Source organism: Gimesia sp. (assembly GCF_048260065.1).
Lineage (GTDB): Bacteria > Planctomycetota > Planctomycetia > Planctomycetales > Planctomycetaceae > Gimesia.
The window spans coordinates 135,821-149,856 of sequence record NZ_JBLXHC010000008.1 but is presented as its reverse complement, the minus strand read 5'-3'; the positions used below and the strand labels follow the sequence as shown (position 1 = coordinate 149,856).

General features: G+C 48.3%; 12 protein-coding genes. 4 read left to right on the top strand and 8 right to left on the bottom strand.

The window, feature by feature from the left end; all coding sequences use genetic code 11:
* Positions 1–26 precede the first annotated feature (26 nt).
* The 3 genes from ACN0YN_RS16580 to ACN0YN_RS16570 form a co-directional block, all read right to left on the bottom strand.
* Positions 27–2,000, bottom strand: a complete 1,974-nt coding sequence (locus ACN0YN_RS16580; RefSeq protein ID WP_417386143.1) for an HDOD domain-containing protein — start codon at positions 1,998–2,000, stop codon at positions 27–29.
* Positions 2,001–2,139: 139 nt separating this feature from the next.
* The gene (locus ACN0YN_RS16575) at positions 2,140–2,505 is read right to left on the bottom strand and encodes a response regulator (RefSeq protein WP_417386142.1); all 366 of its coding nucleotides are present in this window, start codon (positions 2,503–2,505) and stop codon (positions 2,140–2,142) included.
* 65 nt (positions 2,506–2,570) lie between these two features.
* Complete coding sequence (locus ACN0YN_RS16570; RefSeq protein ID WP_417386141.1) at positions 2,571–3,062, bottom strand: chemotaxis protein CheX; 492 nt, start codon at positions 3,060–3,062, stop codon at positions 2,571–2,573.
* 1,098 nt (positions 3,063–4,160) lie between these two features.
* On the opposite strand from ACN0YN_RS16570, the gene ACN0YN_RS16565 reads away from it, so the two are divergent.
* Positions 4,161–4,826: a LuxR C-terminal-related transcriptional regulator gene (locus ACN0YN_RS16565; protein WP_417386140.1), complete on the top strand. Its 666-nt coding sequence runs from the start codon at positions 4,161–4,163 to the stop codon at positions 4,824–4,826.
* A gap of 17 nt (positions 4,827–4,843) precedes the next feature.
* On the opposite strand, the gene ACN0YN_RS16560 is transcribed toward ACN0YN_RS16565, so the two are convergent.
* Positions 4,844–5,797 carry an aldo/keto reductase gene (locus ACN0YN_RS16560; protein WP_417386139.1) on the bottom strand — a complete coding sequence of 318 codons (954 nt, stop codon included), beginning with the start codon at positions 5,795–5,797 and terminating at the stop codon, positions 4,844–4,846.
* Between the two features lie 153 nt (positions 5,798–5,950).
* Here ACN0YN_RS16560 and ACN0YN_RS16555 point away from each other — a divergent pair, with 153 nt between their 5' ends.
* On the top strand, positions 5,951–6,637 hold the full coding sequence (locus ACN0YN_RS16555) for an SOS response-associated peptidase (RefSeq protein WP_417386138.1): 687 nt from the start codon (positions 5,951–5,953) through the stop codon (positions 6,635–6,637).
* Positions 6,638–6,656: 19 nt separating this feature from the next.
* Here ACN0YN_RS16555 and ACN0YN_RS16550 read toward each other — a convergent pair whose 3' ends face one another.
* Positions 6,657–7,352, bottom strand: a complete 696-nt coding sequence (locus tag ACN0YN_RS16550) for an HAD family hydrolase (protein ID WP_417386137.1) — start codon at positions 7,350–7,352, stop codon at positions 6,657–6,659.
* Positions 7,353–7,402: 50 nt separating this feature from the next.
* Entirely contained in the window at positions 7,403–8,239 is an 837-nt protein-coding gene (locus ACN0YN_RS16545; RefSeq protein ID WP_417386136.1) for an ExeA family protein, read from the bottom strand.
* Positions 8,240–8,614: 375 nt separating this feature from the next.
* Here ACN0YN_RS16545 and ACN0YN_RS16540 point away from each other — a divergent pair, with 375 nt between their 5' ends.
* Positions 8,615–9,358, top strand: a complete 744-nt coding sequence (locus ACN0YN_RS16540) for an RsmE family RNA methyltransferase (protein ID WP_417386135.1) — start codon at positions 8,615–8,617, stop codon at positions 9,356–9,358.
* A 12-nt stretch (positions 9,359–9,370) separates the two neighbouring features.
* Here ACN0YN_RS16540 and ACN0YN_RS16535 read toward each other — a convergent pair whose 3' ends face one another.
* Together ACN0YN_RS16535 and ACN0YN_RS16530 are read right to left on the bottom strand one after the other, a co-directional pair.
* Positions 9,371–9,751, bottom strand: a complete 381-nt coding sequence (locus ACN0YN_RS16535) for a DUF5658 family protein (protein ID WP_417386134.1) — start codon at positions 9,749–9,751, stop codon at positions 9,371–9,373.
* A 46-nt stretch (positions 9,752–9,797) separates the two neighbouring features.
* Positions 9,798–10,763: a TIM barrel protein gene (locus ACN0YN_RS16530; protein ID WP_417386133.1), complete on the bottom strand. Its 966-nt coding sequence runs from the start codon at positions 10,761–10,763 to the stop codon at positions 9,798–9,800.
* Between the two features lie 302 nt (positions 10,764–11,065).
* On the opposite strand from ACN0YN_RS16530, the gene leuS reads away from it, so the two are divergent.
* Positions 11,066–13,990: a leucine--tRNA ligase gene (gene leuS / locus ACN0YN_RS16525; protein WP_417386132.1), complete on the top strand. Its 2,925-nt coding sequence runs from the start codon at positions 11,066–11,068 to the stop codon at positions 13,988–13,990.
* The last annotated feature ends 46 nt before the right edge of the window (positions 13,991–14,036 follow it).

The following is a 14,036-nucleotide window of genomic DNA, read 5'->3' as shown; positions in this document are numbered from 1 at the left end:
CAGATCAGCTTGAATTCAAATAGAATTTACGAATTTGCTAACTGATTCCGGCGTTCCTCTGCTGGTATTGAACAGGGTTTCATTTCTGCAAGATATTGCTTGATCAGTTCAGCAGCCTGCGTACTTTCCAGTAATTCCAGTGAAATTAAAGTTTTTCCGAGTACGATCGGCGGTTCAACCTGCAGAGCCAGCAGATAAGCCGTCTGTTCCTGAGTCATGAAATTCTGCTGAACTGCAATTTCGCCGAATCGCAGTCCCTTCAGCTCCTGAAGTTCCAGAATTTTGGAAACGTCATCTTCAGTGAGCATTTTTTCGGCAATCGCAATTTCGCCGATTCGTGGCTGATTTTGCTGTTTTGTGCATTTAAGCAGTGCTTTGGAGATGGTAGGAATATCAAAGACCTCCTTAGTTACCAGCCAGCGACTGAAGCGGCAACGCTTCACCAGTTTCTGAAGTTCCTGGTCTGCCTGGCTGATAATTGAACGGACATGTACCTGATTTCGACCGTTCTCTTTGGACTCATACATCGCTTCATCTGCTTCGGCAACCAGTCGTTCTGCGAATCCGGTTAAGTCTCTGGGAGGGATTCCCACGACGGCTCCCAGACTGGCAGTGACAGGGACACGAGTTCCTTCGAATTCGATGACTTCGTTTTCGATCAGTTTTCGGAGTCGTTCTGCCAGGTCGCGAATCCCGTTTTCAGAAGGATTGTTGACCATGATCACGAACTCTTCACCGCCGTATCGACAGAACACGTCCGAGCGTCTTGTCGATTCGCTGGCGACTTTGGCGACACGCTGTAATACCAGGTCGCCGAACTGATGTCCGTAAGTATCGTTCAGTTTTTTGAAGCGATCAATATCGGAAAAGATAATACCAATCGGTTGTGCAGCACGAGAGCAGGAATAGAGTTCCTTCTCAAAATTTTCGTTGAAGTAGCTGCGATTGTAGGTTTTCGTCAGCGGGTCGTGAATGGCTTTACTCTGGAGCTGTTTATTTTCTGATTCCAGTTTATTCTTCTGTTCTTCAATGACGGCCTGCCGGGCAAACGCCTGAGTTGTATCAACCTGGGCTTTCATGGTCATCTGAACCAGTTGCTCGTTGGCCTTCGCCATGATTTCAAACGGAGATTCGATATCATCCATGTTAACTGCGAAAATCTGAGCTGCTTCTTCGAAGCGTGACTGTACCTGTTCCAGAAATCCATGCAGATCATCGTGTGGCATGTTATAAAACTCAGAAGTTAAATCCTGGAGTCTCTGTAATGCCAGACCACTGTTCGCAGAGCAGAAGTAGTCGCCAATTGCTGCAGAAGTGGCGATAATGATAATCAGGTTGAAGTCAGGGTGTGATTCGAGAGATTTCAGCTGTGCTAATGAGTCATGGTGATGCTGGATAGCCGTCTGGAACTGTTCTGACAATTGCCAGCGTTCCATCATTTTAACACCGACTTCTGTGTGGTTGATTCCCAGTTCTGCTGTTTCGACTTCCGCTGTATCCCGTTGTTCTTTTTCTGCCTGTTCCAGAACGGATAGTAATTCCGTTGGAATCGATCTGAGCATGGCAAGGTGACCGATATCCTGCAGCAACCCGATCAGGAAGCTGTCATATTTCAGATCATTGCCGGATTTTGTCGCTAACAGTTCTGCCGCAGCCGACTGAATGATGGACTGTTTCCAGTAGGCGTCAAAGCGAGATTTGAGTGGGCCTTGTGTGATTGCTGATTCGGACAGTGAAAAGCTTAATGCCAGCGAAGTAACGACCATTGTTCCCAGCAGTGGGACAGCCCGTTCGATTCCTTTGCATTCCGATCTTAAACCAAAAAATGATGAATTGCTCGCTTTCAATATTTTCGCTGTGATCGCCGGGTCTGCTTTGATCGTATCAATTACTTCTTTGATATCTGTATCCGGATTTTTGGAAAGATCCAGCAATTTCACGGCGACAGCAGGCAAAGTTGGTAATTGATCAGAAGACCAGATTTTTTCAGGAGAAATCATTTTCTGTGACCTTTGTGGAGATGCAAATCAATATTCAAATAGCGGTATTTAAAGAAGCTGATATTCACCAACCGGTTATTCCCAGACTTCTACTGATTGGATTTCAGATAGAACGGAAGTATTGAATTACTGCTGTGATTTAAGCGTTGGATGTAACCCAGCGTTCCAGTTTGCTTTTCAAACTGTCGGGAGTAAATGGCTTGACCAGATAGTCGGAAACACCTGCCTGGATCGCCGTGACGACTCTGGCACGTTCTGCTTCTGTCGTAATCATGATGACCGGGATATCCTTGTTGCGCTGACGGATTTCTTTCAGCAGTTGCAGGCCGTCCATGTTTGGCATGTTCCAGTCACTTAACACGATGTCAAAATTCGAGGCGACAAACAATTCTAAAGCCTGAACGCCGTCTTCAGCTTCGGTCACATCTTCAATCCCCAGTTTCGATAAACATCGTTTCTGGATTGTCCGCATTGTGCCTGAATCATCTACAAGTAAAACTTTCATGGAATTAGCCTTTATGTACTTTAAATTCGATTGGTCGATTAAAAACACGTTTTTAAACAGGTCGTTTAGCGATCAGAAAATCCTGCTTCGATTGAGAAGGTTCCGATTTCTGAGTCAAAAGCGATACATATGGGAGAGACATTGGATGGATAATGAACCGTGTGTCCCTTGCCTGTAATAATATTGGGAATGCTGATAGAAGCTTCCAGATGTTCCAGCTGTGCCTTTGCCGATCCTGCAATCATGTTTGCTAATTCGCAGACTGCATCACAGACTTCGTCGTTGATTTCATTTGTGGTGATGCCGACCAGTCGATCCAGAACACCGATGCCGACGCTTTTGGAAAGGCTTAGTACTAACGTTCCTGCAGCTTTTCCAGAAATTCCAATGACGGCACTCAATTCGTGCTGGGGAATCAGGTCCTGTTTCAGGCTCAATCCGGTTCGTTTTGGCGTACAATCCAGCATCATTTCAAATACAGAAATCGTTGCGCTAATGATGGGATTCACAAATTCTGCGGTGAGTTCAGACTTACCGGCGATACTGGTTGACGTCATTATCCAATTCCTGTTTCCTGAGAATCATTCCACTTCAGTGATTCAGTTGTTCTGAGATTTTTTATAGAAGTCATGAGGTCGATGGAGTTTCATTTCTGCAGTTTGAAATGCACAACAGTAGTCAGACGACGAACGATGCTTCTAAATTAAATGTGCACTTAGAACATAGATCACGAAAAAATACATGTGCCAAAATATCAACACGATAATCCGAATAATAATTCTTCGGCTTGTTTGAGCTTGCTGAGGATTCCGGCTGTAGCGACTGTAGTGGAGGTGATTCACGCCAAATTAAGGGATATCCCTCCTTATAGAAATAGTGATTATTTTCTTTAAGGAACCACGGGTTTTCGAAAACATGGGAATTCCTCCTGACTGTCTTGAAGCAATCTAGCTGGTTTCCCCATAAGAGTTTATGGAAATGTGTACCGATATGGGATAAGGTAGTCCAGTATTGGGCCGTAGGAATCGATCACAAACTTGAGTGAAAAGGTCGATAAAAGTGTAGGTAAGATACTCTAAAAACTGACAATTAGAGTTGAGTAAACATTTTGTTTTTGCTTACCATAAGTTTTGATTTTGGCAGAGAGTGAGATTTTAGACCTGAGCTGATTCTATTTGTCAGTTACATACAGGTTTAGGTTAAGAAGTCCTTAAACATTATTTGTCATATCTATTAAGTGAAGTCCAAAAACAAATTCAGTCCAACATTGTTGTATGCTGATATAAAAATATAATTGCCCGTAACAAAAAGGCACAACTTGTCAATGGGTCAAATATCACATCAGGACTGTTTTGACTTTGCTCAAGACGTTCGTACTACATGTCACCGTTTAAATAATTTTCTAACGATATTACAGTGCCAGCATGACTATCTTCATGGATTGTCATCTAACGAAATTGAATCGGAACTAGCAGGCATCCTCCGGGATTTAGTTCCTCCGATTGAATCCGCAACCAGTGATGTGCTCGAGCTTTCCAAGAAATGCAGAAAAATTCTGGAGGAGCAGAAGTACAACGACTAACTGTAGAATTGAGATGGAACCGCTTAGTTAATTGATATCTTTAAATTCTCAAATTATCCGGGGGCCAGCCAAGATGCTAACTTCAACAGATCTGATTCGAGTCGTATTTGTCGACGATCACATGGTTCTGGTAGACGCGATTGTCTCCAGGTTTCAGCGGGATCCTGATATTGAGGTTGTCGGGACAGCCACAAATGCAGATGAAGGGCTGGCATTGATTCTGGAAACCGAGCCCGATGTCGTTGTATTAGACGTAGAACTGCCCGGACGTGGGTCATTTGATATTGCCGAAGAGATTTCCTCTCGTCTGAAAAATACGAAAATGATCTTTCTGACAGGTTATCTTTCCGATATTTTCATCGAGCTGGCTTTGCGGGTAAATGCCAAAGGTTATTTACTTAAAGGGGAGCCGGTCGAATCATTGATCCATGCCATCAAAAAGGCCTCTCGCGGAGAATATTGTTTTTCTCAATCGGTCCAGGAACGACTGATCTTTGACCACAAGAAAGACCGGTATTCCATTCAGTCAAAAAGCATGCTGACCTCTCTGACTTCCCGGCAGATTGAAGTGCTCAGACATCTGGCCAGAGGGAAGAGCGTGAAAGAAGTCGCCCGTTCCATGCATCTCTCGGAAAAATCGATTGACAGCCACAAATATCGGATCATGCATAAACTCGGAATTCATGACCGTGTCGAACTGGCTCGTTATTCGATTCGTGAAGGTTTGACTCTGCCTTAAAGCAGGGTGAGCACTTCTCACGAGAGAATGGTGCCTCGCTGCTCAATGGCACGATCAATGGATTCCAGTTGGGCTGCGGTCAGTTCAAATGTCAGAGCCTCCGCATTTTCTTCGATCTGTTCGGGGCGTTTTGCACCACATAAGGCACAGGTAATTCCAGACTGCTGAATGGTCCAGCGAACGACAATTTGAGCCACCGTTCGATTCATCTCGTTTGCCAGTTCCTTCAAGATATCGAGAAAGTCCTGATTTTTCTCCCACTCTTCGCCATGGAACATGGGATATTTCTGCCGTCCATCTTCCGGTGCGAATTGATGATCGCGCGGAAGTTTACCCGCCAGCAAACCTTTCATTAAAGGCCAGTAAGCCATGACCGAGACGTTGTTCTCAATGCACCACGGCAGCCGGTCTTTCTCGATGTCCCGCTGCAGCATATTGTAGCGGGGCTGGTATGCTGAAATGGGGCAGACGCTGGCAAATTCCTGGAGCTGTTCCAGAGTGAAATTGGAAACGCCTACAGACAGAATTTTTCCAGCGGTCATTAATTCCCGGAATGCTCCCGCTGATTCACTGACCGGAATCTCAGGGTCAGGACCATGCAGGTAGTACAGCTCAACACGATCGGTGTTCAGTCTCTGCAGGCTTTCATCGCACTCCTGCCTGATGCGGGACGGAGAGGCATCGCGCACCTGTTTTGTACCCTGCCAGTGAATACCGCCTTTGGTCGCAATCGCGATCTGATCTCTTCTGTCGCCTAATGCCTGTGCAATCAGTCGTTCACTTTCTCCTTCATAACCATAGCAATACGCGGTATCAAAAAAATTGATGCCGGATTCATATGCAGCGTTCAGAGTGGCCAGACTGGCCTGTTCCGTGACATCCACGCTGGTGACTCCTGAAATCGGCCAGCAACCCATTGCGATCGGCGTGATTTGGATTTCAGTGTTTCCGATTTTTCGTAACTCGCTCATGGTCTCTCTTCCTTACTGCACGGATCAGTGGGGGAACCGATATCACAGATAGATAGTATTTCTTTTTCTGATCTCTTAAAATGAAACTCAGCTCAGGCTCTCTGAAACAGTATCATATTATCCTCTTGAAACAAATGAAGGTTCATGTCGATTATGTGTGCCCGATTTTTTCTGTTTTCACCAGATGAAGAAATCTCGCGGCTGTTTCAGCTGGTGACGTTTCCACGGATGACGCCGCGATATAATATCGCTCCTTCACAGCCTGTCATGGCCGTCGTTCAAAATCAGCGCGAGTACCAGGTTCGGCATTTTCAATGGGGATTCATTCCCGGCTGGTTTAAAGACCCGGCTCCCGGTCAGGCGATGATCAATGCACGATCTGAAACCGCCTCTTCGAAACCGGCGTTCAAAAATGCATTTCGTTATCGGCGCTGTCTGATTCCTGCGAACGGATTTTATGAATGGAAGAGTACCGGAAACCGTTCCCGACAGGCAATGTGTGTGCGTCTACGCGAGGAACCCCTCTTTGCGATGGCGGGACTCTGGGAACAGTGGCAGAGCCCCGATGGGACAGAACTCGATACGTGTACCGTCTTAACCACCGCCGCCAATCCCCTGCTGGAACCAATCCATCCCCGGATGCCTGTCATTTTACAGCCTGAGCAGTATGCACGCTGGTTAGGTTCGGAAACGACGCCGATCCCTCAGCTGGAAAAGATACTGCAGACTTACCCTGCAGAGGAGATGCAGGTATATCCCGTAAGCTCACAGGTCAATAAGGTGGCTTATGATGCGCCGGACTGTCTCACACCAATTCAGGAACAGAAAACGTTATTTTAAATAACGATTGCATTCCGGATCAGGTCAGAGATTCGGGTGGTTCAAACAGAGTCAAGACTGCCTGCACGTCTTCAAAATGTTCGAACAGAAAATCGGGTTCACACTCGCGAAGTTCTTCCAGAGAGTAAACGCCCGTGGCAACCGCGATCACATTCGCACCGATAGCACGTGCGCACGTGATATCGTTGGGAGTATCACCTAAAACCCAGACCGAAGTTCGTTCCAGGATGTCGGCGGCATGTCGTTCCCGGATCTGTCTTAACGCTTCATGGGCGACATCATCCCGGTCGGCGTGATGGTCACCATAAGCACCGAAGTCGAAGTACTGGTCCAGCTCATAGTGTTCCAGTTTCTGCTTCGCACCCTGTTCGAAGTTTCCCGTCAGCAGACCCAGATCAACATGGGGCTGCCGGGAAAGAGATTCCAGGATTTCTCTGATGCCTGGCAGGACTCGCCCTTGATGCTCCTGTAATTTGTCGGCAAGCAGGTCGAGATACCCCTGTTCGAATCGCCGTCGGTTTTCACTGGTATTGGCAATATTAAAGTATTCGAACAGGTCGACCATGATCGAATGATCGGTCCGGCCCGCTGTGGGAATGCCTTCCACGGGGGCAGAAACCTGAAAGACTTCTTCGAGCATATGTAGAATGGAACGCTGACCTGCTCCACCAGTATCGATCAGCGTACCATCAATATCGAACAGACAGACATGCATTTGAGCCAACATTGAAAGAGTGTATGGAATGAATAAAACGTTTTAGTATTCTATACACGCTGGATGGCTTCGGAAATACGGTTTCTTGAAACAGATGTCCCTCTGATTTCATGGCAGACGCGATTAACGACGTCGGCATCAATTGTGGACAGGTTCTGTTCAAAGCCTGCCAGCAATGCCAGGTCACAGATCTGATTGATTTTTTCGGGAATACCCTGACTGACCGACTGGATCTCCTGGTATGCTGCATCAGAAAAGAGACTGGTCTGGCAACCCGACCAGTTTAATCGCGAGGTAATATAATCCTCAGTTGTTTCCTGCTCGAAGCGATCCAGTTCAATCGACAGATCGGAAAGACGGGCAAGAGTCTCTGCCTGCGATACGTTCAGCTTATCCAGGCTCAGCACCAGTGATAATGAAGGGAACTGTTGATTCCCGGTATGCAACAGTCGTTCAATCGCCGGGATGCATTCCGTCCGCGCCTGGTCTACATGGTCTAAGAGCAGTATCTGACGCCCCTGCGTAAGCTGCAGGCCGGTCAGATAATCAGTCAACTGTCGCCAGAGTTGTGGTAATTTCGTTTCGAAAGAGGGGCCCAGTCGTAAGCTGGCGCAAACCTGCCAGAGTAACTCTTCTTCACCCAGCCCGATCAGATCGATGATCTCACACTGATGAGGGGTTCGCTTCAGCAGTTGTTGAAAGACTTTCAGAGTCAGTGTCTTTCCCGTCCCCGCTGGCCCACTGAGAATACCGCATTTTTTCTGTTCATCGGCAATGAACAATAAGCGTGCTAATGCTTCTTCGTGGAGTTCACTTTCGAAGAAGAATTCCAGATCCAGCCGTTGATTGAAGGGAGCCTGTGTCAAATTCCAGAAATCGCAATACATGATTCTCTTTTGACCTGTTTGAATTTTGAGTTCGAACCTGCGTGTTCTGAATCCCTGCTCCTTGCAGAACACGCGGGGAGAGGGATACCATCCATATGTGAAGAGTGTGTCGTTTCAGAGGCAGCAAAGGATTGCACTGAACTTAAAACTCTTCTTATTGATAAAATCGGTCATTCGATGCTATCGGCATGACCGAACCCCGCCTGAGTTGTCTGATTTTTCTCAACTTACGTAATTTAAAGAGCTTAAAGTTTTTCTAGAGCGTAACACATTTAACCATGGCGTCTGTCAATCTAATATACTCGGTCCAAATGGACCTGGAGACGCTGCAGTAAAACCGGACACAGTCTGAGACGGTCGATTCCGAGAACATTTATGCCACATCGTTTTTTTTATGACGGTCCCTTTGATACAGATCAGCTTCTGCTGGATGGCAGTGAGGCGCATCATCTGTTGCATGTCCTTCGTATGCGAACTGGTGACACCATTCTGGTGTTTAATGGGACGGGAGCGGAAGCAGAAGGGGTAATTACCAATACGTCGCGGAAATCGGTCGAGATCCGGGTGACTGCGATCCATGCAGCTCAGGCCAGTTTACAGCGACCCCTCATTCTCGCAACCGCGGTTCCCAAAGGGGACCGCTTTCGCTGGCTGATCGAGAAGGCGGCGGAACTGGGGGTGACAAAACTGATTCCGCTCCTGACCGAACGCAGTAGCGTCGATCCGGGTGAGAATCGATTGAAAAAATTACAACAGACCATCGTCTCTGCTGCCAAGCAGTCCGGGCAGATTCAGCTCATGGAACTGGCTGAGGTGCAGAAGTGGGATGAGTTTCTGTCAGAGGTAAGTCAGACTGAGTCTCGCCTGTTGATTGCAGACCCGGCGGGCAAAGGTCTTGATTTCTTTGGATCTGACGAAAAATCCGAGGCACCGGTGGTCATTCTGATTGGTCCGGAAGGGGGATTCACACCTGAGGAACTCCAGTCTGCTCTGGACCAGGGGGCAGAATCCGTCAGGTTGAATGCAGGGATTTTAAGAATCGAGACAGCGGCCATCCTGTTTGCCGGCCTGATTCGCCTGCTGGAACCGGGGGTCGAAGCAGGGCAGGCGGGCAGCTGATTTCAAGAGCCGCTATTTAAACAGGTAGCCCGAACGCATGAAAAGGGCGAAGCTGTAGATGACCACGCCGGCGACAATCAGCGAACCAAAATTCAGCAGGTTGCGACCCGTCGACATTTTTTTCCGCGCGACGATCTGGGCAATCACGGTCACAACAGCGACCAGGGCAAACTTAAAATAGACCATGCCTTTGATGCCCCAGCCGGCGATAAAATAATTTGCCAGCTGATTGGATTCTCTGAAATTACCCGTCACCAGCAGCAGGTATGTCATGAAGACATCCAGCGCATTGACCAGAATAAAGATGCAGGTCTCACGTTCCAGTGGTAACTGATGATTCCAGAACGCGCGCCCTTTTTCCTTCTCCTCGGGCTCTGTTTCCGTTTCTTCCATGACAGTATCTCTTTTGATCAATAGCGGGACAGTGAAGTGCTTTACTTCAGATCAGTTTTCGCAGTTGCTTCAAATAGCCGGGAATCGCTTCTTTGGGCTCTTCCGCTGCTTCATATTCCAGGACCACGAAGTTTTTGTAATGCGCGTCTTTCAGAATTTTCACAATACGTGGAATATCTGCGGGAACTTCTTTGCCACGGGCTCCCATTTCCACCTTGATCTGAGCATTGATGGCCAGGGGCGCGATTTTTTCCAGATCTTCGTAGGGATGCTCTGTACGGAAATTGCCACTGTCAAAATTGATCCCGAAATTGGGGGCTTTATCAATTCCGTCAATGATCCGCATCATCTGCTCGGGAGTGGATGTGATTCCGCCATGATTTTCCAATGCGAGGCTTACACCTTTTTTCTCAGCGTACTTCAGTGACTCGTTAATGCCAGCCTGGCACATGCGAATCGCTTCGGCTTCATTTCCCCCTTTGGGAACTTTGCCGGCGAAAATTCGAATCACGGGAGCACTCAGAATCGCTGAATAATCGATCCATTTTCGTGTCATTTCCAGTTGTTCGTCTCGAGCAGTGCCTTTGGGTAGACAGAAGTCATTTCCGATGGCTGTCCCGGAAACCGCCATGCCCAGGGAAGCTGCCAGATCGCGTGTTTCTTTCAGGTAATCTTCGCTGACAGGATTAGGGAAATAGTAGCTGGTCAGTTCGCAGCCATCCAGTTTCTGTTCGCCGCAGTAACGGACGAAGTCCTGGATCGTCATGGTGGCTGGTGTTTTTCGTTCGCGGGGCTTGGGCCAGCTTTGCTGCATATAACGATGAAAAGAATAAGCAGCCAGACTCAGTTTGAGGTGTTCGGGAGCATCTTTTTTCTGAACACCTGCTGCAAAAGTGGTGTCTGAAATCAGAGAACCTGCTGTCAGGGCAGCGAATCCCCAGGCAGAGGAAGTCTTCAGAAAATCACGTCTGCTGGTTTCACCGTTAAATGGGGAATCGGAATGGGCTGCCATTATGTTTACTCCTGAGTTGAGTGCCGTTAAATCACGTTAAAATTCGAATCTGCTGTTCCAGGGAACAAGGCTTGTGTATTTTGACAAATCGAAGGTCGTAAAGAAACCCCCGACATCAAAAACAGGCAGAATTGCAAAGTTTCTACGGATGGCTAAACTTACTCTATATCTATAGATATCACTGACAGGATTACTGTCTGTTTGTTACGATGTCAGGTCGGGCCGTGCTGGCCTGCTGAGTCAATAAAATCATTTTCAGCCGGGTCAATCAGACCCTTGAACAATTAGGAAGACTGGACACAATGCCTCGTTACGACGCCAAGCGGATTGAAGCCAAATGGCAGACCTATTGGGATCAGCAGGAAACCTTCAAAGTCGGTGAGTTTGTTGAAGGGAAAGACAAGCTGTACGTTCTCGATATGTTTCCCTATCCGTCAGGTGAAGGTTTGCATGTCGGTCATCCGGAAGGATATACGGCCACGGACATCGTCTGTCGGCACGCCCGCATGCAGGGGAAACAGGTGTTGCATCCGATGGGTTGGGATGCGTTTGGCTTACCCGCCGAACAGCATGCGATCAAAACGGGAACTCCTCCCCGCATCACTACTCAGAAAAATATCGACACCTTCCGCCGCCAGTTAAAGATGTTGGGTTTCAGTTATGACTGGAGCCGTGAATTTTCGACGACGGATCCGGATTACTTTCGCTGGACGCAATGGATCTTTTTGCAGTTATTCGATTCCTGGTTCGATGCGGAATTCGAATGGACGGGACCCGATGGAAAGCAGCGTGTCGGTCGTGCCCGTCCCATCAGTGAATTGCCGATCCCCGAAAAAGTACAGGCTGCGGGTGAAGATGCCATCCGTCATTATCAGAATCGCCATCGATTGGCTTATCAGCATGAAGCCCCCGTCAACTGGTGTCCTGAGTTGGGAACCGTATTGGCCAATGAAGAGATTATTGATGGGAAAAGCGAGCGGGGCGGTCACCCGGTAGAGCGAATTCCATTGCGGCAGTGGATGTTGCGAATAACGAAGTACGGCGATCGCTTGATTGATGGTCTTGAAGGACTGGACTGGTCCGATTCCATCAAGTCATTGCAGAAAAACTGGATCGGCCGCAGTGAAGGCGCAGAAGTTGACTTCTATGTCGGTTCAGGAGAAGCAGACGCTGATCTGGATCAGGGATTTGCATCCTGGAAATCATCTCGCAGTGAAAGCGGATTCCCGGAAGACCCCGAAGCAGATGTATTACGCATCTATACCACACGTCCCGATACCTTGTTTGGTGCGACGTATATGGTGCTTGCGCCCGAACATCCATTCGTGGATCGTCTCACAACTGGTGACCAGAAGCAGGCCGTCGAAACGTATCGCAAACAGGCCGCTCTCAAGAGTGATTTGGATCGAACCGATCTCGCGAAAGAGAAAACGGGAGTGTTCACAGGCAGTTATGCGATTAACCCGGTTAACGGCGAAAAAATTCCGGTCTGGATTGCCGACTACGTGTTGATCAGCTACGGAACGGGAGCCATCATGGCGGTTCCCGCGCACGATTTGCGCGACTGGGAATTTGCCGTCGAGTTTGATTTGCCCATCATTCCGGTTGTCGAGCCACCTGCGAAATATGAGCCTTCAAAAGAGGAACAGGCTTTGGAAGCGGAAATCGCAGGGGAAAAAAGGACTCCTTTTTCCGGAATGGGAACCGCCATTCACTCGGGCGAATTTGATGGCATGAAAACGGCCGATTTCAAAATCGAGATCGCGAGTCGGTTAAGCGAGCAGGGTGTGGGAAAGACGGCTGTCAATTACCGCTTACGCGACTGGTTGTTCAGCCGCCAGCATTTCTGGGGCGAACCGTTTCCTATCTGGCACGAGTTGGATGAGGAAGGCAAGATTTCAGGCTTAATGCGACCTGACCCGGAAGAGAGTTTACCGGTCGAACTTCCCGAATTGAAAGAGTATAAGCCGGCAGGAACACCTGATCCGCCATTATCTTCCGCGCCGGACGAATGGTTATACAAAACGGACACGGACGGCAAGCGGTTGTTGCGCGAAGTGAACAGTATGCCTCAGTGGGCAGGTTCCTGCTGGTATTATTTACGATTCGCCGATCCCAAAAACAGCGAACGATTCCTTGATCCCGAATTGGAAAAGAACTGGTTGCCCGTTGATCTCTATATCGGTGGCGGCGAGCATGCGGTGCTGCATCTGCTCTACGCCCGTTTCTGGCATCAGGTCCTGTTCGACCGTGGGCATGTGACCTGTCCGGAACCGTTCCAGAAACTCGTCAACCAAGGCATGATTTTAGGTGATGTCGAATTGACCGGCTTCCAGCAGGCGGACGGCTCCTGGGTATCGGCAAAGGATGTTGCCGAATCTGATGAGTCTGAAACCAAATGGATTGAGGTCTCATCCGGCGCACCAGTTAAGATTGTCAGTCTGGAAACAGACCAGGTACAGAAACAGGGTGAGAATTTCGTACTCGTTGATCATCCTGAGATTGCCGTCAACAGCCGTGCTTATAAGATGTCGAAGTCTCGCGGTAATGTCATCAATCCGGACGTCGTTGTGGAACAGTATGGTGCAGACGCCTTGAGGATGTACGAGATGTTTATGGGACCATTGGAAGCGACTAAGCCCTGGAGCATGAGTGGCGTCGATGGCGTCAGTCGATTCCTGGGACGCGTCTGGCGATTAATCATCGATGAAAAACAGGAAGAAGTTGTTGTAAGCGAAGCGGTCACCGATGACGCGCCGGATGAAGATCAGTTGCGCATTTTACATAAGACCATCAAAGCCGTATCGGAAGATATCGAAAAGTTATCCTTCAATACCGCTATCAGCCGTATGATGGAATTTACGAATGCAATGGGCCCGTTGAAAACCAGATCCAAAGCGGTTCTGTCTGACTTTGTCTTGCTGCTTTCACCATTTGCACCGCATATTGCCGAAGAGCTGTGGAGTGTACTGGGGCATGCTGAGTCTCTGGCCTATCAGGATTGGCCACAATTTGATGAAGCATTGTTGCAGGAATCGGTCGTGGAAATCCCGGTGCAGGTGAACGGGAAATTACGATCGAAAGTCTCGGTTGCAGCAGACGCAGACCAGGCGACCATGCAGCAGACAGCCGAGCAGGATGAGACGATTGCCCAGCATCTGGAAGGGAAAACCATCGTGAAGGCGATTGTCATTCCCGGACGGTTGATTAACTTTGTGGTCAAGTAACAGAGAAAGCAGGGGAGGAGCGGACAATGCTTTTCCCCTGCTTTTA